The organism is Curtobacterium sp. Arg-1 (genome assembly GCF_025643395.1).
Lineage (GTDB): Bacteria > Actinomycetota > Actinomycetes > Actinomycetales > Microbacteriaceae > Curtobacterium > Curtobacterium poinsettiae.
The window spans coordinates 110,374-129,454 of the sequence record NZ_CP095731.1; the positions used below are offsets into that span (position 1 = coordinate 110,374).

The following is a 19,081-nucleotide window of genomic DNA, read 5'->3' on the forward strand; positions in this document are numbered from 1 at the left end:
CCGTGAACGACCCCAACACGACGTCCCCCGATCGCCCGGCCCCGATCCGGCTCGGCACCCGTGCCAGCCGGCTCGCGGTCGCGCAGTCGCAGGACGTCGCCGACCGCCTTGCGAAGGCGGCCGGTCGACCCGTCGAACTCGTCACCGTCACGAGCGAGGGCGACACGAACCGTGCGTCCCTGGCCTCGCTCGGCGGCACCGGTGTCTTCGCCAGTGCCCTGCGTGAAGCCCTGGTCGCCGGCGAGGTCGACGTGCTCGTGCACTCGCTGAAGGACCTGCCGACCGCCCCGTACCCGGGTCTGACGATCGGTGCCGTCCCGAAGCGGGCGGACGCCCGCGACGTCCTCGTCGCCCGGAACGGTGCGACCGTCGACACGCTGCCGGACCGCGCGAAGGTCGGTACCGGTTCGCCGCGCCGTGCCGCGCAGCTCCGTGCCGCACGGCCCGACCTGGACGTCGTCGACATCCGCGGCAACATCGACACCCGCCTCGGTCGGGTGGACGACGACCTGGACGCCGTGGTGCTCGCCGCCGCCGGCCTGGGGCGCATCGACCGCCTGTCGGCGGCCACCGAACTGCTCGACCTCGGCTTCTGGCCGAGTGCTCCCGGGCAGGGTGCGCTCGCGGTCGAGATCCGCACGGACGAGACCGACCGGGGGCTGCTCGCGGCACTCCGCAAGATCGAGCACGCCCCGACCCGCCTCACGGTGACGGCCGAGCGCGAGGTGCTCGCCAAGCTCGAGGCCGGCTGCTCCGCTCCGATCGGTGCGACGGCCGTCGTGGACACCGAGCTCCTGCTCGTGTCCGCGACCGTCTACCGCCCCGACGGCACCGAGTACCGCACCGCATCGCACGCGGCCGTGCTCGACGGTTCGGCGCAGGACCGTCTCGACGAGGCGCTCGCGGTCGGTGGCCGCGTGGCGACCGAGCTGCTCGAGAACGGTGCTGCGGAGCTCGCCGACCTGGCGACCACCGTCGCCGAGGACACCACGGACGGGCCGTACACCGCGGGCCCCGGCCTGGCGACGCCGGCCGAGTAGGCGGTCACCACGGAACCCTCCACCACCGCGACGGACGAGGCGCGACCCCCGGTCGTCCTCGTCCCGCGTGGCGGTGCGTGGGGGGACCGGGTCGCCGCGGCCGCCCGGGCCCGTGGGCTCGCCCCCGTCGTCGTCCCCCTCATCACGGACGCTCCGCCGTCGGACCCCTCCGCGCTCGACGCTGCGGTCCGGCGACTGGTCGCCTCCGGTGCGGCCGGGAGGCCCGGATCACCCGGTTCTGTCGGTGACGGAACCAACGTGGCTGGTTACGCATGGGTCGTGGTGACCAGTGCGACGGCCGTGACGGTCCTGGCGGGACGCGTGGCGGGCCTCCCGGCCGGGGTGCGCGTCGCCGCGGTCGGCGAGCCGACCGCCCGTGCCGCGCGCGCTGCGGGCTGGGTCGTCGACCTGGTCCCGGCCGAGACGTCCGCCGCCGGACTGGTGCAGGAGCTGCCGGACACCGACGGCACCGTGCTGTTCCCCCGCTCCGAGATCGCGGCACCCACGCTCGTCGACGGCCTGCGTGCCCGCGGCATCGACGTGGACGACGTGGTCGCGTACCGTACCGTGGGGACCGGCGACGAGCCGATCACCTTCGAAACGGCGCCCGCTGCGGTGCTCGTGACGAGCGGCAGCGTCGCCCGCGAGATCGCCCGCCGGATGACCCCGCTCGACCCCCGCACCACCGTGGCCTGCATCGGCCCCGGGACCGCAACCGACGCACGTGCCGCCGGCCTGCCCGTGCACGCCGTCGCACACGACCGGTCCGCAGAAGCCCTGCTCGACGCCGTCGTCGCGGCACTGAACCCCACCACCCCCCACCAGGAAGGTCACCCGTGACTGGACGCTTCCCCCAGGTCCGCCCCCGTCGGCTCCGCGCCACCCCTGCGATGCGACGACTCGTGGCCGAGACCCGGCTCCACCCCGCCGAGCTCGTGCTGCCGATGTTCATCCGCGAAGGCGCGACCGACGCCGTGGACATCTCGAGCATGCCGGGTGTGCAGCAGCACTCCCTCGACTCGTTCCGCCGTGCGCTGGTCGACGCCGCGTCGGTCGGTGTGGGTGGCGTGAACCTGTTCGCCGTGCCGACCACGAAGGACGCCGACGGCTCCGGTGCGACCGATCCGGACGGCATCCTCAACGTGGCGATCCGCGTGGCTCGGCAAGAGGTGGGGGACGCCCTCGTGGTGCAGTCCGACCTGTGCCTCGACGAGTTCACCGACCACGGGCACTGCGGCGTGCTGGCCGCCGACGGCTCCGTCGACAACGACGCCACGTTGCTGCGCTACCGCGACATGGCGGTCGCGCAGGCCGAGGCCGGTGCCGAGCTCGTCTGCATGAGCGGCATGATGGACGGCCAGATCGCCGCCGCACGTGACGCCCTCGACGGTGCCGGGCACAGCGGCACCGCGCTGCTCGCCTACGCCGCGAAGTACGCCTCGGCGTTCTACGGTCCCTTCCGTGAGGCGGTGTCGTCGTCGCTCGTCGGTGACCGTCGGACCTACCAGATCGACGCCGCGAACGGTCGTCAGGGCCTGCGCGAGGTCGCACTCGACGTCGACGAGGGTGCCGACATCGTGATGGTGAAGCCCGCGATGAGCTACCTCGACGTGCTCGCCGAGACCGCGGCGACCTCGCCGGTCCCGGTCTGGGCGTACCAGATCTCGGGCGAGTACGCGATGATCACCGCAGCAGCGCAGAACGGCTGGATCGACCGCGACGCAGCCGCGATGGAGTCGCTCGTCGGCATCAAGCGCGCCGGTGCCGACGCGATCCTGACCTACTTCGCCGTCGACATCGCGCGGAAGCTCAACGAGGAAGCGGGCCTCCGCACCTCGGGCAGCACCGCCGACGTCGCCGGCATCGCCTCGACCGGGAAGGCCCCCGAATGACCACGAACGACCAGCTCTTCGGCCGCGCCAAGAACGCGATCCCCGGTGGCGTGAACTCCCCGGTCCGCGCCTACGGGTCGGTCGGCGGCACCCCGCGCTTCCTGGTGTCCGCGAAGGGCGCCTACGTCACCGACGCCGAGGGTCGCGAGTACGTCGACCTCGTCGCGTCGTGGGGGCCAGCGATCCTCGGGCACGCCCACCCCGGCACGGTCGAGGCCGTGCAGCAGGCCGCCGCGCGCGGACTGTCGTTCGGGGCGTCGACCCCGGGCGAGACCGAGCTGGCCGAACTCGTGAAGCAGCGGGTGTCGGTGGACGGCGACGGCCCCATCGAGAAGCTCCGCATGGTGTCGACCGGCACCGAGGCCACGATGACCGCGATCCGACTGGCCCGCGGGTACACCGGCCGCGACCTGCTCGTGAAGTTCGCCGGGCACTACCACGGCCACTCGGACTCCCTGCTGGCCGAGGCCGGTTCGGGTGTCGCGACCCTGGCCATGCCGGGCAGCGCGGGCATCACCGCCGAGACCGCCGCGCAGACCCTCGTGCTGCCGTACAACGACCTCGACGCCGTCCGCCGGGCCTTCGACGAGCACTCCGAGCGGATCGCCGCCGTGATCGTCGAGTCGGCCGCCGCGAACATGGGCGTGCTGGCTCCCGAACGCGGCTTCAACCGGGCACTGGCGCAGATCACGCAGGCGCACGGGGCGCTGCTCATCGTCGACGAGGTCCTGACCGGGTTCCGGGTCGGAGCTGCAGGCTGGTGGGGCCTCGAGGCGTCCAAGGTCGTGCCGGACGGCGCCGGGTGGAAGCCCGACCTCATCACGTTCGGCAAGGTCATCGGTGGTGGCATGCCCCTCGCCGCCCTCGGTGGTCGGCGCGAGGTGATGGACTTCCTCGCCCCGCTCGGGCCGGTGTACCAGGCGGGCACGCTCTCCGGCAACCCGCTCGCGGTCGCTGCCGGCACCGCCACGCTCCGCGCCGCGACGGCCGAGGTGTACGAGCACCTCGACCGCACGGCGTCGACCATCGCGACCGCCACGAGCGAGGCACTGTCGGCCGCGGGCGTCGCCCACACCGTGCAGCACGCCGGCAACCTGTTCTCGTTCGCGTTCACCGAGCAGGCACCGCGCAACTACGACGACGTGCGGGCACAGGACGTGTTCCGCTACGCGCCGTTCTTCCACGCGATGCTCGACGCCGGGGTGACCCTGCCGCCGAGCGTGTTCGAGGCGTGGTTCGTCACCGCCGCCCACGACGACCGCGCCGTCGGACGGATCCTGGACGCCCTGCCCGCGGCCGCGAGGGCTGCTGCCGCCGCGACCGCGTGACGGGCGCGGGGGCTGCTGCCGCAGCGACCGCGTGACGGGCCGCGGGCCTCAGGAGCAGTCGGCCTTGGTGAAGGTCGTGTCGACGGTCTTCGACGAGCCCTCGAACTTGTAGGTGTACCGCATGTCGACGTCCTCGTCGAGGAGCTTCTTCGTCTCGCTGTTCGAGCAGAGGTTCGGCCCGACGGCGTCGCGGATGGCACCTTCGGTGATCGAGGCCGGGTCGACGTTCGCCGACACCGTGTAGTCGTAGTGGATCGCGGCGCCCTCGGCCTCGATCCCGGTCCACGTCGTGACGGAGTCGACCTGCTTCGGCAGGTCGCTCTGCTCGCGGATCTGCTCGACCGCCTTCGAGACCTTCTCCTCGGTGGAGTCGCTGAAGGCCGCGTTCAGGCCCTGGCGGACGAGGAACGCCACCACGACGGCGACGACGACGCCGAGCACCGAGATCAGGACGCGCTTGCCGCGGGACGAGGACTTGGGCGGGGGCGCGTACGGTGCGGCACCGGCCGGGGCTGCCTGGGCGTACGGCTGCTGGGCGTACGGCTGCTGGGCCTGCGGCTGACCGGTGTACGGCTGCTGCTGGTACTGCTGGCCGGCGGGGGGTTGCTGCTGGTACTGCGGCGGCTGCTGCGCGGACGGCTGGCCGTCGGGCTGGGGCGGCCCGGCGGGCTGCTGCGGGTACTGCTGGCCGTTCGGCTGGCCGGTGTTCGGCTGGCCGTCGTTCGGCTGCGGCTCGGACCCCGGGAAGGGCGGCGGCGTGTTCGTCATGGTTCCCCCTGGTGACGGTCAGCGGCGTGACACCGTGGTGCGGTGCCGGGTCCCTCCCCGACACGGGCCGCGGACACGGAACGCCCATTCAAGCACGCGTCAGGCGGATCGGCGTGCGGCCCAGCGCCCCTCGGCCCGCAGGATCGCGAGCGGGAAGTCGAACGCGTGCGACACCGCCGACGACGTGATGACCTGGTCCGAGGTGCCCTGGGCCACCGCGGCGCCGTCGCGCAGGAGCATCGCGTGCGACGTCGAGGCCGGCAGGTCCTCCAGGTGGTGGGTCACCATGACGCTGCCGAGGCCCGGGTGCCGGTGCCGCAGGGCGTCGACGGTCTCGAGCAGGTGCTCCCGGGCGGCGACGTCCAACCCGGTCGCGGGCTCGTCGAGCAGGAGCAGCTGGGGCTCGGACATCAGGGCCCGGGCGATGAGGGCGCGGCCCCGCTCGCCCTGCGACAGCACCGGCCACCGGGCGTCCCGCCGAGCCGTGAGCCCCACGTCGGCGACGTGCTGCTCGGCCAGGGCGACCTGTTCGGCCGAGGGCTCCCACCGCATCATGAGGTCCGTCGTGCCGGTCAGGCCGGTCAGCACCGTCTCGAGGACGGTGAGCGGCGACAGCATGCGGTGTCGGGGGTCGACGTGGCCGATGTGCTGACGGAGTTCGCGGACGTCGACGCGTCCGAGTCGGCGACCGAGGACCTCGACCGTGCCCGCGGTGGGGTGTCCGGTCGCGCCGAGGACGGCGAGCAGGGTGGACTTGCCGGCACCGTTCGGTCCGAGCAGCGCCCAGTGCTCGCCGCGGCGGACGGTCAGGTCGATGTCGTGCAGCAGGTCGCGGCCGGAGCGCGTGACGCGGACCCCGGTGGCGTGGATCAGGACGTCGTCGCGCGCGTCGGTCATGACCCCATCGTGCCCCACCGCGCCGTGACGTCGTCCACGTGGGCTCGTGCGACGTCGACGAACCGGCGGGCAGCGGCTCGGGCGGTCTCGACGTCGCCGCTGCCGGCGGCCGCGTCGAGCGTGAGCCAGAGCGCTTCTGCGTCCCACTGCCGGAACGCGGGTGCCTCGGGCAACGCGTAGGCGAGCCGGGCCATCGCGAGGCGCAGGGCCTTACGCACCCAGCGGTTGCCGGACTGTTCGGACAGGAAGCGTGTGACCGCGAACGAACTCTCCGTGTACCGGTGATCGCGCACCTGGCCGTCCGCGCGTGCCCGTGCGACGAGCGTGCGGAACTCCTCGAGCGCGGGGCCCCGCAGGCCGGGCAGGACGTGGACGGCGCCGTGGGTGAAGACGCCGGTGAGCAGCTCCATCGTGTCGCGCCAGGTTGCGAGCGACGGTTGCCCGACGCGGTACCGGCCGTCGTCGTCGTCGACGAGCCCCAGGTCGTGCAGCCAGCGCAGTGCTCCGTGCACCTGCTCGGGTGTGGCACCGGTCCGTGTCACGAGGTCCTCGAGCCGATGTGTGGACCCCACCGCCAACGCGCCGGAGCGGACGTCTCGCAGCAGGGTACGGCCGACCGGACCGACGCGGTCTTCGGTGGTGTCGTCCGCCGGGCGGTGCGTCCGCGGGATCCCGACGTTCCGCCGGTGGACCTCGAACAGCCCGTCCATGACCTCGGCCGCCGCCGTCGCCACGGCCGGGTCACCGGACTCCACCGCGCGGGACGTGGTGGCGAACCAGGTGTGCACCTCGTGGACCGACCAGAGCTGCGTCGGGACCCGGGCCCACCGCATCCGCTCGAACGCACGCAGGCCCAGGCTGCGCACCAGGGTGTTTGGGGAGTGCTCGAACCAGAACTGGCAGGCGGCGGAGAACACCGTCGGGTACTCCGGCAACCGGAGTGCCGCAGTGGTGCGAGCCCGCGCGACCCGGCGGTCGAGTTCGGCGTGGAGCTGAGGGGTGAGCGCCGGGATGGTCGCGCGGAGGGCCGGGCCGACCAGCGCGACCCAGAAGTCGAGCGTGTCCGAGAGGTCGGCGTCGGACAGTTCGTCGTACCACCACGAGCCGTCCGGGCGCCGGGACAGGATGCCGAGGTCCTCGAGGCGAGCCGCCGCTGCACGGACCCGGCCGCGAGGCGTGCCCCACTCCCACCCCAGTGCGTCGAGGTCGACGGGCACCGGTCCACGCGGGCCGGTGCGGACGTGGGCGAGCAGGGACGCGTAGGCGTCGTCGTTCGCCGCCGCCCAGGGGTCGGCGTCACCCCACTCGCCGACGACCACGGGTCAGCCGCGGTCGGCGCGGACCGCCTCGATGTGCTGTTCGAAGTTGCGGGTGAGGGCTCGACCGGCCTCGGCGGCCCCTTCACCGTCACGCTCGGTGAGGGCCTCGCGCAGGATCGAGAAGAACGCCTCGGATCCGTACTGCTCGAACGGCGGCGTCGGGTTGAGCGTGAAGCGGACCCGCTCCATGGCACCCACGGCCGCGTTCTGCACCAGGGGGTTGCCGGAGTGCTCGACGGCGAACTCGATGATCTCGGTGAGGGCGCCGCTGAAGCCGTAGTCCCGCACCTTGCGCATGCGGTCGGCCTTGTCGAGCAACGCGGTGAGGGCTTCGACGTCCTCGTCGCTGTACTCGGGGACGCCCCAGCGCAGGCTGAGCTCGAAGAACCCTGCGGTCGCGCGGGTCGCGGTGACCCAGTCGTCGAAGGTGGGCGTGGCGACGCGGGTGTACCGGTTCGCCTCCATCTCGACCAGGCCGATGTCGACGAGCTTCGCGATCGCCTCACGGATCGGGGTGCGACTCACACCCAGCCACTGGACCAGCTCGTCGTCGTTCAGGCGCTCGCCGTGCTGCAGCGTGCCGTCACGGAGCGCCGCGAGCATCTTGTCGTAGACGACGTCGCGCAGGAGCTTCCGGGGAGAGCTCTCCACGGTGGACTTGGGGACCGGCATGTCATCTCCTCGAGGACGAAATCGACACTCGAAATCCTAGCGTGCCAATATGCAAACGTTTGCTAAAAAACGCCGGGATTCAGCCCGCAACGGCGACCACGGTGCGACCGTGCACCCGCCCTGCGACCACCTCGGCGCCGACCGTGATCGCCTGCTCGAGCGTGACGGTGCGGGTGACGTCGGCCAGCAGCGCCGCGTCGAGGTCGGTCGCCAGCCGGTCCCACGCTCGACGGCGGAGCTCCGGTGGGGCGTCGACGGAGTTGATGCCGAGCAACGAGACCGACCGCAGGATGAACGGCAGCACGGTCGTCGGCAGCGCGGAGTCCTGCGCCAGCCCGCAGGCCGTCACCGCGCCACCCCACCGGGTCGAGGCCAGCACGTTCGCCAGGGTGGCCCCGCCGACGCTGTCCACCGCTCCGGCCCACGTGGCACGCTGCATCGGCTTGCCCGGCTCGGACAGTGTGCCGCGTTCGATGACCTCGGTGGCACCGAGCCGGCGGAGCGAGTCCGTGTTGGCCGAGCGACCCGTCGACGCCGTCACCCGGTACCCGCGGGCCGCGAGCAGGGCGATCGCCACGGTGCCGACCCCGCCGGACGCGCCGGTCACGAGCACCGGCCCGTCGTCCGGCGCGACGAAGCGCTCGAGCGCCAGCACGCTGAGCATCGCGGTGAACCCCGCCGTGCCGATGGCCGCCGCGAACGAGTCGTCGATCGTCTCGGGCAGCACGACGAGCGATCCGGACGGCACGACCGCCTGCGCCGCCCAGCCCCCGTGCCTGCTCTCACCCAGGCCGGCACCGTTCAGCACCACCCGGTCGCCGATCGCCACCTCGTGCACGCCGGGACCGAGCCCGGACACCGTGCCCACGACGTCGATCCCCGGAACGAGCGGGTCGAGCCGAGCGACACCGGGGTTCCGCGCCAGGGCCAGCCCGTCCTTGTAGTTGACGCTCGAGTACGTGACGTCGACCAGGACCTCGCCCTCGGCCGGATCCGGCAGGTCGACGTCGGTGACGGTGGGCGGGGTTGCACTGGACACGAGGACGGCGCGGGTCATGCGCCGGACGCTACCCCCTCCCTCGCAGGCTCGGTCGGCGCGCCTGGCATGCCGCTGGCGCGTCATCGCCGAGCCGGTCGCGCCCGGCGGTCTGCCCGCTCTTTCCCAGAACGTGCGCGATGGCTGGTGGGATCGGGCGTACCGGGGCGGAACAACCGACGGGGTACGCCCGATTCGACCAGGTGCGCCCGAAACAGCCCCCAGCCCCCAGCCCGGCCCAGCCCGCTCAGCCGAACATGATGGCGGCCTCGTCGAAGCGCGCCTGCGGCACCGTCTTGAGCTCGCCGAGCGCCTCCTCGAACGAGACGTGCTCGATCTCGGTGCCCCGGAGCGCCACCATCCGGCCCCAGCGCTCCTCGACCACGGAGTCGATCGCCGCCAGGCCGAGCCGGGTCGACAGCACCCGGTCGTACGCCGTCGGCGTGCCGCCGCGCTGGATGTGCCCCAGGGTCGTGGCCCGCGTCTCGATGCCCGTCATCTCCTCGATGAGCGGCGCGAGGCGCTCGCCGATGCCACCGAGCCGCGGGCGCCCGAAGGCGTCGAGGCCACGCTCGGTGTGCGCGGTGTCCTCGTGGTCGGGGACGAAGCCCTCGGCCACCACCACGAGCGGGGCACGACCGCGGTCGTAGGCGGCCCGCACCCACTTCGCGATCTGTTCCATGCTCGTCTTCTGCTCGGGGATGAGGATCGCGTGCGCGCCCGCTGCCATGCCGGAGTGCAGCGCGATCCAGCCCACGTGCCGGCCCATCACCTCGGCGACCATGCAGCGCGAGTGCGACTCGCCCGTGGTGCGCAGGCGGTCCATGGCCTCGGTCGCGATGGCGACGGCGGTGTCGAAGCCGAACGTGTAGTCGGTCGCACCCAGGTCGTTGTCGACGGTCTTCGGCACGCCAACGATCTTCAGCCCGGCGTCGGTGAGGCGCTTCGCGGCGGCCAGGGTGCCCTCGCCGCCGATCGCGACGATGGCGTCGATGCCGTGCTTCTCGAGCATCCGCTCGATGTTCTCGACCCCGCCGTTGGGGCCCTCGAACGGGTTCGTGCGGCTGGTGCCGAGGATGGTGCCGCCCTGCTTCGCGATGCCCTGGATGTCCTTGCGGCCGAGCGGGACGATGTCGCCGTCGACCACGCCGCGCCACCCGTCGCGGAAGCCGACGAAGTCGTGGCCGTAGATGGCGATGCCCTTGAGGACGATCGCGCGGATGACCGCGTTCAGGCCGGGGCAGTCGCCTCCGGAGGTGAGGATGCCGATGCGCATGGTGAACTCCGTCGTCGGGTGGTGGGGATCACTGCCCATCATGACTGACGGTGGTTCAGCATTACCATCCCCGTGTGTCCCTGCTCGCTTCCGCCGCCGCCGTCGACGACGCTGGTGCGTCCGGTGACGCGTCGCGCGTCGACACGGTGTACCGGCCTGGAGGCGCGGTGGACGTCGCGTCGACCCTGCGGCCCCTGCAGCGCGGCTCCGGCGACCCGGCCTTCCAGGTGGCCGGCGGTGTCGTGTGGCTCGCGCTGCAGACGCCCTCCGGCCCCGCTTCCGTCGCGATCCGGCGGGCCGGCGACACCATCGCGGTCTCGGCGTGGGGGAGCGGAGCGCCCTGGGCCGTTTCCCACGCTCCTGAGCTGCTCGGTCGCGGCGACGACTGGTCGTCGTTCGACGTCTCCGGCAACGAGTTCCTGGCCGCGGCACGACACCGGCAGCCCGGGCTCCGGCTGCTCCGCACGAACACCGTCGTCGCGATGCTCGTGCCGGCGATCATGGAGCAGAAGGTGACCTCGCGTCAGGCGTGGGGCGCGTGGCGGTACCTGCTCCGTCGGCACGGCACCCCGGCGCCCGGCCCGGCACCCGCGGGCATGATGGTGCCGCCCGACGCCCGGACGTGGGCTCGGATCCCGAGCTGGGAGTGGCACCGGGCCGGCATCGAACCGGGGCGCTCGGCGACCGTGATGCGCGCCGTGCAGCTCGCGCCGGCACTCGAGCGGACCCTGGCGCACGGCCGCGGCGGCGAGGCCGTGTCCACGAAGCTGCAGTCGATCCCCGGGGTCGGCCGGTGGACCGCCGCCGAGACCGCGCAGCGATCCCACGGCGACCCGGACACACCGAGCGTGGGGGACTTCCACGTGCCGGCGCTCGTCGGCTGGGCGCTGACCGGTTCGCCGGTCGACGACGACGGGATGCTCGAGCTGCTCGAGCCCTGGCGCGGGCACCGGGAGCGCATCGTGCGCCTGATCGCCGGCTCGGGGTTCCGGAAGCCGTCGTTCGGGCCGCGGATCACGATCCAGGACCACCGCGGCCACTGAGCGGTCGTCCGCAGAACACCGGTGTTCGCGCGTCGCACACCGGCACGCGCGTGTTCGGAGCGTGAACACCGGTGTCTCGCAGGGTGTCAGGGGTGGCGGGTGCCCTCGCCGGCCAGGACGGCGCGGTAGCCCTCGCGGAACGTCGGGTACTGCGGTGTCCACCCCGTCGACCGGAGCAGCGTGTTGGACAGGCGCTTGTCGCCGCCGGCCTGCCGTGCGTCGCCCTCGCCGGTGGACGGCTCGGCGACGTGGAGCTCGTCGGCCAGGAACCGCAGCACGTCGTCCAGTCGGCTCGGCTCGTCGTCGGTACCCAGGTAGAGCGGTGCCGGGTCGGGCAGCGCCGCCAGGTGCACGAGTGCGGCGGCAGCGTCGTCGCGGTGGATGCGGTTCGTGTGCGGTGAGGTGCCCGGCGCCAGTCGCGCGGACCCGGACCGGACCTGGTCGATGAGTCGCTCGCGGCCGGGGCCGTAGACGCCCGACAGCCGGACCAGCACGGCGCCGGGAGACCGTTCGCGCAGCAGGACCTCGGCCTCGACCAGGACCTCGGCGGTCGGGGTCGCACCACGCGCCGGGGTCTCCTCGGTGACCTCGCTGCCGTCGGCGACGTCGTAGACCGCGGTCGAGGACACGACGAGCACCCGGGGGTCGGCGTCCGAGGCGTCGATGCCGTCGAGCACGTTGCGCAGACCGTCGACGTAGGTGGCGCGGTACTCGTCGACGTCGCGGCTGCCGGCGGCGAAGGCCACGACGACGACGCTCGTGTCGGCCGGGATCGCGGGGACCTCGTGGCGCAGGTCGACGCTCCGGCCGGTGATCGGCGCGGGGACCAGCTCGGCGCGGCGGCGGAGTCCGATCACGCGGTGGCCCTGGTCGGCGAAGCGCAGGCCGGCTTCGGTCCCGAGGTCGCCGCATCCGGCGATGACGACTGTCGTGGAGTTCTGCACGGCTCGACACTGGCACGGCCGGTTGGTGGAAGGCGGGGAGGCGCGCACATCACGGATCACTAGGGTCGGCGCATGGGGCGGCAGCGGCGACGGGTGGTGCGTGACGTGGCGATCGCCGTGCCCCCGTTCGTCGAGATCGCGCTCGTCGTCGCCGGCTCGATCGTCTCCGTCGGAGCCGTGGGGGAGAGCGCTGCGTCGTGGGCGCCGTTGTCGTGGCCGCTGTACGCCGTGCTCGGGACGTTCCCGTTCGCGGTCGGCGCGCTCGTCGCTGCGGTGCGGCTCCGCGGACTCGAAGCCAGGACGCCGGCGATCTGCTTCGCTGCCCTGTCGGTGGCCGTGGGTGCCATCCCCTTCGTCGGGATGCTGAGCGTCTTCGTACAGTTCTGGAGTGTCTCGCCTAGATGAGAACGGTTATCGTCTAGATGACCCTCATCCGCACCGCACTCAGGAGCTCCATGTCCGCTCGACCTCCACGTCTCCTCCCGGCACTCGTCATCGCGGGGCTCGTCCCGCTCGTCGCCACCGCGATCGCCGTCCCCGCCTCGGCTGCACCCACCGTGACCCGGACCGCCCACCACAGCTGGCTCGTCACGGCCGACCCGACCGCGAAGCGCGTGTACGTCAACGACGCCGTGACCGGCAGGCGGACCGCCACCCTGAGCGGGATCGAGTTCGGCACCCACGCGGGCTCGGTGCAGCTCGGCCACGGGCAGATCGCGTTCATGGACGAGTCGAAGCCGCAGCTCGACGTCCTGGCCATCGGCCCCCGCGGTACGGCCCGCATCGCGCAGCACTACGCGATCCCGAACGGCGACGGCCGGTGGGAGCGCGCCGGCTGGCTGTCCACCGACACGGCGCGGCGTCACCTGGCGGTCGGGTCCGACTTCGACGGCTCCGAGCGCCAGCGGGTCACGGTGATCGACCTGCGGCGGAAGACGGAGCACACTGCTCGGATCGACACCTCGGCCGTGCAGCTCGCCACGACGGGCAAGCGCGGCACCGAAGAGGTCGAGACGTTCCTGGTCGGCAGCCCCCTGCGCCTGGTGGTCACCGCGGGCGGACGACTCGACGCCTACTCCGTGTCCGCGATCATGCAGGGTGCGACCCACCCGCGCCCCGTCGCGACCACGCCCCTCGGCGCCTACCCGCACGGCCCGATCGTCAACGCCACCGGGACGGTGATCGGCTCCGACCTGGCCGCCGGCGTGCAGACCGTCCGGGTGACACGGACCGGCTTCACGGGCTCCCGGTCCGTCGCCTACCCGAAGCCGAGCGTGCAGAGCTACCGGCCCCGCATGGCACCGGACGGCACGACCGTGGTCGGCACCCAGGCCGGCACCACGGCCGCGGGGACCCCGTGGAACGACGTCCCCGCCTACCTGACCACCTCGTCGACGTCGTCGGGAAGGATCAGCAGCGTCGACCTCGGCACCGGTTCCTTCACCCGGGTCGCCGTGACCGCGCGGTTCGCCGCCGTCGCGCTGACGTCGGGCACCGGCGACTCGCTCGTCCTGGTGCGCAAGCAGGCCGACGGCGTCTACTCCGGCCGGACGACCTCGGTCGCGCTCACGCCGCTGCGCAAGGGCCCCGTCGCCGGACAGCCCGCCACCGGGGCGTCGGTGCGGTTCACCGCCGCGACCGACGACGGCCGCAGTGTGTTCGTGACGCGGGGCGACGAGGGGAAGATCACCCAGATCGACACCGCCGGTGCGACGCCGTCCGTGCTCCGCACCATCACGCTGCCCACGGCGCTCGCCGGGGGTGGGTACATGACGACGGTCGACTCGACGATGAGCCCGTACGACCTCAGCGGTCGCTGATCGTTCGTCGATCGACAACCGGCCGCCGACCGCCCCACGGGGTGGTCGGCGGCTAGGGTCCTGGTGTGATCGTCTGGTTGAACGGAACACACGGGGCGGGCAAGACGACGACGAGCCGACTGCTCCAGCCGCTGCTGCCCGGCTCGCGGGTCCTCGATGCCGAGAAGGTCGGCGAGGTGCTGATGGACGTCACGCCGGGGCTGCCGGCCAGTGACAACTTCCAGCACTGGGACCCGTGGCGGCCGCTCGTGGTCGAGACCGCCCGCCGGGTGCACGACTACGTGGGCGGACCGCTCATCATGCCGATGACGGTCCTGGTCGAGGCCTACTGGCGCGAGATCGCCGCGGGACTCGCCGCCCACGGCATCCCGGTCCGGCACTTCGTGCTGCACGTCGACGAGCCGACGCTCCGCGACCGGATCCAGCACGACCCGATCGTGGGCCCGTCGACGTTCCGGTTCGCGTACGTCGACGCCTACGCCGAAGCGGCGCGCGGCTGGCTGCACGCCGAGGCCGAGGTCATCGACGCGACCGACACCCCGGCCAGCGAGGTCGCCCGCGCCGTCGCGGACGCGGTGACGTCAGAGCGCTGACCGGCGGTGACGTCAGAGCGCTGACAGCACGAGCTCCCGGATGCCGGGGCGCTCCGGCTGCCCGTGGTCGACCAGCACCGCCCGCATCCCGGCCGCCCTGGCACCGACCACGTCGCGCTCGGGGTCGTCGCCCACGAAGAGACAGTCCGCCGGGTCCACGCCGAGCTCCCGCGCCAGGGTTCCGAACGCGCGGACGTCCGGCTTCTGGAACCCGATGCGTTCCGAGGTGCAGACGACGTCGAACGCGTCGGCCAGGCCGGTCCGCGCGAGCTTGTCGCGTTGCTGGGTCTCCGTGCCGTTCGTCAGGAGCCCGAGGCGGTGTCCGTGCTCGCGCAGCTCGTGCAGCAGCGGCAGGCTCTCGGGGAAGAGCCGCCATGCCTCCCGGTACGCACCCGAGTAGTCGTCGAACACCGCGTCCAAGCCGGCGTCGTCCTCGGGCACCTCGACGCCCAGCGGCGGCAGGACCGTGCGGAGCCGTGCGCGTCGCTGTTCCTGGAAGCTGATCGCCCCGGACCGCCAACGCTCGAACTGCTCGTCCTCGGCCGTGAACCAGTCGCGGAGGACCGCCTCCGTGGCCTCGACGCCGAAGCCCTGCAGGAACCGGGTCACGCCCGCCCGAGCCGACCCGTGGTGGTCGAACAGCGTGCCGTCCAGGTCGAAGCCGATCGCTCGCGGAGTCCCCACGTGCCCAGGCTAGGGCCGCTCCCGGTCCGGGCGGACCCTGCGAGGTGAACAGCTGCGGACCCCTGCGAGGTGCACAGCACTGTCCGCCGCACGCAGCCCCGGGGTTCGCCACCGCCCGGATCATGCCGGAGACTGGTCCGGGCCACTCACGAAGCGGCCCGCCCCACCACCAGCAAGGAAGGCTCCGCATGCCCGAGCTCCCCGTCGTGTTCGAAGTCGGCTCGATGATCGCCCTGGTCGCGATCCTGCTCGCCGACCTGCTCATCGTCGCGCGTCGCCCGCACGTGCCGACGCTGCGCGAATCCGGCATCTGGGTGGGCGTCTACGTCGGGCTGGCGCTGGTCTTCGCGGTGCTGATGCTGGTCTTCGCCGGCGGTGACTCGGCCGGGCAGTTCCTGGCGGGCTGGCTGACCGAGTACAGCCTGAGCATCGACAACCTGTTCGTGTTCGTCATCATCATGGCGCGCTTCTCGGTGCCGAAGAAGATCCAGCAAGAGGTGCTGCTGCTCGGCATCATCATCGCGCTCGTGCTCCGCGGGATCTTCATCCTGGTCGGCGCGCAGCTCATCGAGAACTTCTCGTGGATCTTCTACATCTTCGGTGCCTGGCTGATCTGGACGGCGATCCAGCAGCTCCGCGGCGAGGACGAGGACGACCAGAAGGACAGCTTCATCGTCCGGCTGCTGCGCCGCCGGGTCCGCCTCACCGACACGTTCGACGGCATGAAGTTCCGCACCCACCACGACGGCGTCCGGCACTTCACGCCGCTGCTCGTCGTGCTCATCGCGATCGGCACCACCGACCTGCTGTTCGCGCTCGACTCGATCCCGGCGATCTTCGGCATCACCGAGAGTCCCTTCATCGTGTTCACCGCGAACGTCTTCGCCCTGATGGGCCTGCGCCAGCTCTACTTCCTGCTCGGCGGTCTGCTCGAGCGCCTGGTCTACCTGAAGTACGGCATCGCGGTGATCCTGGCCTTCATCGGTGTCAAGCTCGTCCTGCACGCGCTGCACGACAACGAGCTGCCGTTCCTGAACGGCGGCCACCACATCGAGTGGGCACCGGAGATCAACACGTGGGTGTCCCTGCTCGTGATCGTCGCCGCGATGGCCGTGTCGACGCTGGCGAGCCTCGTGCGCATGCGCGGCGAGACCCCCGCGACCGACGACGGCGCAGCCGAGATCGACCAGGACCGAGCCGACCAGGACCCCGCCCGGACCTCCGACTGAAAACCCGTTTGAACGATCCGCTCCGCTCCCTCGTTGTCTGGGTATGGCACTCCGCAAACGCACCAAGGTCATCATCGGGATCTCCGCCGGCGTCGTCGTCGTGGCGGCAGCAGCCGTCATCGCCGGCCCGGTCATCTACGCGAACACCGTCAACGGCCAGGCCGCGGCAGCACCCTCGCTGTCGGCGTCCTCGTCCGGCACCCTCGACGCGAAGGACGCCGACGGCACCTGGACCAGCAAGAGCAGCTCGTACGCCGGGTACCGGGTGCACGAGGTCCTGCAGGGGAATGATGTGAACGTGGTCGGTCGCACGAAGGACGTCAAGGGCACTGCCGTCGTCGACGGCGGCTCGCTCACCAAGGCGTCCGTCACCGTGCAGGTCGGCAAGATCAGCACCCCCGAAGCCGCACGCGACGAGTACTTCCGCTCCACGGCACTGCAGACCGACAAGTACCCGACGGCGACGTTCGAGCTCACCAAGCCCGTCGACGTCACGAAGGCGCTCGACGGCTCCACGCAGGCCGTCACCCTGACCGGCACGATGGAGCTGCACGGCGTCGAGAAGCCGGTCACGGCCGACGCGCAGGTCGCGGTCGGCAAGGGCGGCACCGTCCAGGTCGCCGGCACCGTGCCGATCACCTTCGCCGACTACGGCGTGAAGGCCCCCTCGCTCGGCTTCGTCACCGTGGACGGGAAGGGCTCCGTCGAGTTCTCCCTCGACCTCGGGAAGTGACCGTGACGAGCCGTTCCGCGGACGAGTTGCTCGCGACGCTGTACCGCGAGCACGGTGACGCGCTCACGCGGTACGTCCGGCACCTCACGCGGGACGGCTCGACGGTCGAGGACGTCGTGCAGGAGGCGATGGTCCGCGCCTGGCAGCGCCCGGCCGTGCTCGAACGGGCACCCGACAGCGCACGGGCGTGGTTGTTCACGGTGGCGCGCAACCTGGTCGTGGACGAGGCGCGGTCCGCACACAACCGGCGCGAGCACGGCACCGAACACCAGGTGGAACGGATCGAGTCGGACAGCACGGACGCCGTGCTGGACCGGATCGTGGTCGCCGACGCACTCGCGTCGCTGACCCCGGACCACCGCCGCGTGGTGGTCGACGCGTACTGGCTCGGGCACACGGTGCCGGAGATCGCACGACGACACGACATCCCGGAGGGCACCGCCAAGTCGCGGCTGCACTACGGGCTGCGAGCCCTCCGGCTCGCACTGCAGGAACGAGGAGTGACCCGATGAGCGACGACAAGTACGCAGAGTGGGATGCGGCGTACGTCCTCGGGTCGCTCCCGGCGAGCGAGCGCCTGGAGTACGAGCGACACATCGAGAACTGCGACCGCTGTGCGGCCGCCGTCGCCGAGCTGGTCGGTCTGCCGGGTCTGCTCGGCAAGCTGCCGGCCGACCAGGCGATCGAGATCGCGGAACCGGACGGGAGGCCCGACACCCGTTCCGAGAGCGACCTCGCCTCCGTCGCGCACCGCGTCCGACACCGTCGCCGCCGTCGCCGGGTCTGGGTCGCCGCCACCGCCGGGCTCGCGGTGGTCGCCGCCGTCCTGGGCGGGCTCGCGGTCGGGGCAGCGGGGGAGCGCACCACGGTGCAGGCCGGCTCCGCGCCGACCGCTGCGGCCACCGCCGACCGGTACGACATGAGCGGCGTGCAGGGCCTCGACGTCAAGCTGGCCGTCAGCGGCGAGCAGTGGGGCACCCGCTTCGACTGGGGGTGCTCGTACGGCGGCAAGGCGTGGTCCCCCGACGGGTCGATCCTCTACGACCTCGTCGTCGTCCGGAACGACGGCACGACGCAGACCGTCGGCTCGTGGACGGCTGCCGGTGCGGATGCGCGCGGGCTGTCGGCCTCGACGGACATCCCGCGCGACGACATCAGGAGCGTCCAGGTGCGGCTGCGCGGTGAGCGCGGCGCGCTCGCCGTCGTCACGCTCTAGCCGGCGTCGGCCTCGTCCGCAGCGTCGTCGGGGCCGATGGCGTCCTGGACGTGCGCGCTGACGGACCGCAGCGTCTCGGCGTCGGTCCCCACGGGCCTCCAGAACAGGTCCTCCAGCGCACCGGTGTGCGCGCGGATGCCGGCGAGCACCGCTCGACGACCGTCCGCGGTCATGACCACCCAGCTGCCGCGCGCGTCGCTCGGGCAGTCGGCGCGCTCGACCAGGCCGCGGGCCACCATCCGCGTGACCTGGTGGCTGACGCGCGACTTCTCCCAGCCGATCCCCGTGGCGATGTCCCGGACGCGCAGACGGTGGTCGGGGTCGCGGTGCAGGCCGATCAGGATCTCGAACTCGGGGACCGAGATGCCGGCTCCCGCCTGGACGGCCCGGTCGAGCGCCCGGTCGAGCCGTCGCCAGGCGTCGTGGTACGCGTCCCAGGTGACCCAGTCGTGGCCACCGTTGCCCTCCGTCGACATGCCGACCAGCGTATCCACCGGGCGGGGCATCGGACCGCGCCACGGGTGCTTTCATCCGCTCGGATGACTCCTGGCCGACGTACGGCGTGCTCCGAGGCCGCGTCGGACGTGCGGC

General features: G+C 72.4%; 21 protein-coding genes. 12 read left to right on the forward strand and 9 right to left on the reverse strand.

Features of this window, described 5'->3' with window-relative positions; translation table 11 throughout:
* The first annotated feature begins 2 nt into the window (after positions 1-2).
* The 4 genes from hemC (at position 3) to hemL (ending at position 4,260) form a co-directional block, all read left to right on the forward strand.
* Positions 3-1,040: a hydroxymethylbilane synthase gene (gene hemC, locus MXD64_RS00505; protein ID WP_017887722.1), complete on the forward strand. Its 1,038-nt coding sequence runs from the start codon at positions 3-5 to the stop codon at positions 1,038-1,040.
* 258 nt (positions 1,041-1,298) lie between these two features.
* Positions 1,299-1,880, forward strand: coding sequence for a uroporphyrinogen-III synthase (locus MXD64_RS00510; RefSeq protein ID WP_235045685.1), 582 nt, complete (start codon positions 1,299-1,301; stop codon positions 1,878-1,880).
* Positions 1,877-2,932 (forward strand): porphobilinogen synthase, encoded by a 1,056-nt coding sequence (gene hemB / locus MXD64_RS00515; RefSeq protein WP_081612315.1) that lies wholly within the window; start codon positions 1,877-1,879, stop codon positions 2,930-2,932. The genes MXD64_RS00510 and hemB overlap by 4 nt, the downstream gene beginning before the upstream one ends.
* Positions 2,929-4,260, forward strand: a complete 1,332-nt coding sequence (hemL, locus tag MXD64_RS00520; protein ID WP_017887719.1) for a glutamate-1-semialdehyde 2,1-aminomutase — start codon at positions 2,929-2,931, stop codon at positions 4,258-4,260. The genes hemB and hemL overlap by 4 nt, the downstream gene beginning before the upstream one ends.
* Before the next feature lie 48 nt (positions 4,261-4,308).
* On the opposite strand, the gene MXD64_RS00525 is transcribed toward hemL, so the two are convergent.
* The 6 genes from MXD64_RS00525 to MXD64_RS00550 all read right to left on the reverse strand — a co-directional run bounded on the left by MXD64_RS00525 (position 4,309) and on the right by MXD64_RS00550 (position 10,228).
* Positions 4,309-5,028: a hypothetical protein gene (locus tag MXD64_RS00525; RefSeq protein WP_017887718.1), complete on the reverse strand. Its 720-nt coding sequence runs from the start codon at positions 5,026-5,028 to the stop codon at positions 4,309-4,311.
* Positions 5,029-5,127: 99 nt separating this feature from the next.
* Positions 5,128-5,925 (reverse strand): ABC transporter ATP-binding protein, encoded by a 798-nt coding sequence (locus MXD64_RS00530; RefSeq protein WP_017887717.1) that lies wholly within the window; start codon positions 5,923-5,925, stop codon positions 5,128-5,130.
* Entirely contained in the window at positions 5,922-7,244 is a 1,323-nt protein-coding gene (locus MXD64_RS00535) for a hypothetical protein (RefSeq protein WP_017887716.1), read from the reverse strand. The genes MXD64_RS00530 and MXD64_RS00535 overlap by 4 nt, the downstream gene beginning before the upstream one ends.
* A gap of 3 nt (positions 7,245-7,247) precedes the next feature.
* On the reverse strand, positions 7,248-7,916 hold the full coding sequence (locus tag MXD64_RS00540) for a GntR family transcriptional regulator (protein ID WP_017887715.1): 669 nt from the start codon (positions 7,914-7,916) through the stop codon (positions 7,248-7,250).
* 79 nt (positions 7,917-7,995) lie between these two features.
* Entirely contained in the window at positions 7,996-8,973 is a 978-nt protein-coding gene (locus MXD64_RS00545) for an MDR family oxidoreductase (protein WP_042537980.1), read from the reverse strand.
* A gap of 226 nt (positions 8,974-9,199) precedes the next feature.
* Entirely contained in the window at positions 9,200-10,228 is a 1,029-nt protein-coding gene (locus MXD64_RS00550; protein ID WP_031260061.1) for a 6-phosphofructokinase, read from the reverse strand.
* A gap of 74 nt (positions 10,229-10,302) precedes the next feature.
* Between MXD64_RS00550 and MXD64_RS00555 the strand changes: the two genes are divergently transcribed.
* Entirely contained in the window at positions 10,303-11,271 is a 969-nt protein-coding gene (locus tag MXD64_RS00555; protein ID WP_201300445.1) for a DNA-3-methyladenine glycosylase family protein, read from the forward strand.
* An 86-nt stretch (positions 11,272-11,357) separates the two neighbouring features.
* Here MXD64_RS00555 and MXD64_RS00560 read toward each other — a convergent pair whose 3' ends face one another.
* Positions 11,358-12,215 (reverse strand): NAD-dependent epimerase/dehydratase family protein, encoded by an 858-nt coding sequence (locus MXD64_RS00560; protein WP_042537979.1) that lies wholly within the window; start codon positions 12,213-12,215, stop codon positions 11,358-11,360.
* Between the two features lie 72 nt (positions 12,216-12,287).
* Here MXD64_RS00560 and MXD64_RS00565 point away from each other — a divergent pair, with 72 nt between their 5' ends.
* The 3 genes from MXD64_RS00565 to MXD64_RS00575 all read left to right on the forward strand — a co-directional run bounded on the left by MXD64_RS00565 (position 12,288) and on the right by MXD64_RS00575 (position 14,628).
* Positions 12,288-12,620: a hypothetical protein gene (locus MXD64_RS00565; protein ID WP_020381114.1), complete on the forward strand. Its 333-nt coding sequence runs from the start codon at positions 12,288-12,290 to the stop codon at positions 12,618-12,620.
* A 50-nt stretch (positions 12,621-12,670) separates the two neighbouring features.
* Positions 12,671-14,035 (forward strand): hypothetical protein, encoded by a 1,365-nt coding sequence (locus MXD64_RS00570; protein WP_263136941.1) that lies wholly within the window; start codon positions 12,671-12,673, stop codon positions 14,033-14,035.
* Between the two features lie 65 nt (positions 14,036-14,100).
* Positions 14,101-14,628, forward strand: coding sequence for an AAA family ATPase (locus tag MXD64_RS00575; RefSeq protein WP_042537976.1), 528 nt, complete (start codon positions 14,101-14,103; stop codon positions 14,626-14,628).
* 12 nt (positions 14,629-14,640) lie between these two features.
* Here MXD64_RS00575 and MXD64_RS00580 read toward each other — a convergent pair whose 3' ends face one another.
* Positions 14,641-15,312: an HAD family hydrolase gene (locus tag MXD64_RS00580; RefSeq protein ID WP_159557072.1), complete on the reverse strand. Its 672-nt coding sequence runs from the start codon at positions 15,310-15,312 to the stop codon at positions 14,641-14,643.
* Between the two features lie 188 nt (positions 15,313-15,500).
* Between MXD64_RS00580 and MXD64_RS00585 the strand changes: the two genes are divergently transcribed.
* The 4 genes from MXD64_RS00585 to MXD64_RS00600 are packed head-to-tail and all read left to right on the forward strand — an operon-like array spanning position 15,501 to position 18,490.
* Positions 15,501-16,541 carry a TerC family protein gene (locus MXD64_RS00585; protein WP_017887707.1) on the forward strand — a complete coding sequence of 347 codons (1,041 nt, stop codon included), beginning with the start codon at positions 15,501-15,503 and terminating at the stop codon, positions 16,539-16,541.
* Positions 16,542-16,584: 43 nt separating this feature from the next.
* Positions 16,585-17,274 (forward strand): YceI family protein, encoded by a 690-nt coding sequence (locus MXD64_RS00590; RefSeq protein ID WP_159145890.1) that lies wholly within the window; start codon positions 16,585-16,587, stop codon positions 17,272-17,274.
* Positions 17,271-17,786 (forward strand): sigma-70 family RNA polymerase sigma factor, encoded by a 516-nt coding sequence (locus tag MXD64_RS00595; RefSeq protein ID WP_017887705.1) that lies wholly within the window; start codon positions 17,271-17,273, stop codon positions 17,784-17,786. Before MXD64_RS00590 ends, MXD64_RS00595 begins: the two co-directional genes overlap by 4 nt.
* Positions 17,783-18,490, forward strand: coding sequence for an anti-sigma factor (locus tag MXD64_RS00600; RefSeq protein WP_017887704.1), 708 nt, complete (start codon positions 17,783-17,785; stop codon positions 18,488-18,490). Before MXD64_RS00595 ends, MXD64_RS00600 begins: the two co-directional genes overlap by 4 nt.
* On the opposite strand, the gene MXD64_RS00605 is transcribed toward MXD64_RS00600, so the two are convergent.
* Positions 18,487-18,966, reverse strand: coding sequence for a MarR family winged helix-turn-helix transcriptional regulator (locus MXD64_RS00605; protein WP_159557076.1), 480 nt, complete (start codon positions 18,964-18,966; stop codon positions 18,487-18,489). The genes MXD64_RS00600 and MXD64_RS00605 overlap by 4 nt on opposite strands.
* Positions 18,967-19,081: the final 115 nt, after the last annotated feature.

Coding starts and splice junctions, on each gene's coding strand:
- hemL (WP_017887719.1), top strand. CDS start 2,929: ATGACCACGAACGACCAGCTCTTCGGCCGCGCCAAGAACGCGATCCCC.
- MXD64_RS00525 (WP_017887718.1), bottom strand. CDS start 5,028: ATGACGAACACGCCGCCGCCCTTCCCGGGGTCCGAGCCGCAGCCGAAC.
- MXD64_RS00530 (WP_017887717.1), bottom strand. CDS start 5,925: ATGACCGACGCGCGCGACGACGTCCTGATCCACGCCACCGGGGTCCGC.
- MXD64_RS00540 (WP_017887715.1), bottom strand. CDS start 7,916: ATGCCGGTCCCCAAGTCCACCGTGGAGAGCTCTCCCCGGAAGCTCCTG.
- MXD64_RS00545 (WP_042537980.1), bottom strand. CDS start 8,973: ATGACCCGCGCCGTCCTCGTGTCCAGTGCAACCCCGCCCACCGTCACC.
- MXD64_RS00550 (WP_031260061.1), bottom strand. CDS start 10,228: ATGCGCATCGGCATCCTCACCTCCGGAGGCGACTGCCCCGGCCTGAAC.
- MXD64_RS00565 (WP_020381114.1), top strand. CDS start 12,288: ATGGGGCGGCAGCGGCGACGGGTGGTGCGTGACGTGGCGATCGCCGTG.
- MXD64_RS00570 (WP_263136941.1), top strand. CDS start 12,671: ATGTCCGCTCGACCTCCACGTCTCCTCCCGGCACTCGTCATCGCGGGG.
- MXD64_RS00585 (WP_017887707.1), top strand. CDS start 15,501: ATGCCCGAGCTCCCCGTCGTGTTCGAAGTCGGCTCGATGATCGCCCTG.
- MXD64_RS00590 (WP_159145890.1), top strand. CDS start 16,585: ATGGCACTCCGCAAACGCACCAAGGTCATCATCGGGATCTCCGCCGGC.
- MXD64_RS00600 (WP_017887704.1), top strand. CDS start 17,783: ATGAGCGACGACAAGTACGCAGAGTGGGATGCGGCGTACGTCCTCGGG.
- MXD64_RS00605 (WP_159557076.1), bottom strand. CDS start 18,966: ATGTCGACGGAGGGCAACGGTGGCCACGACTGGGTCACCTGGGACGCG.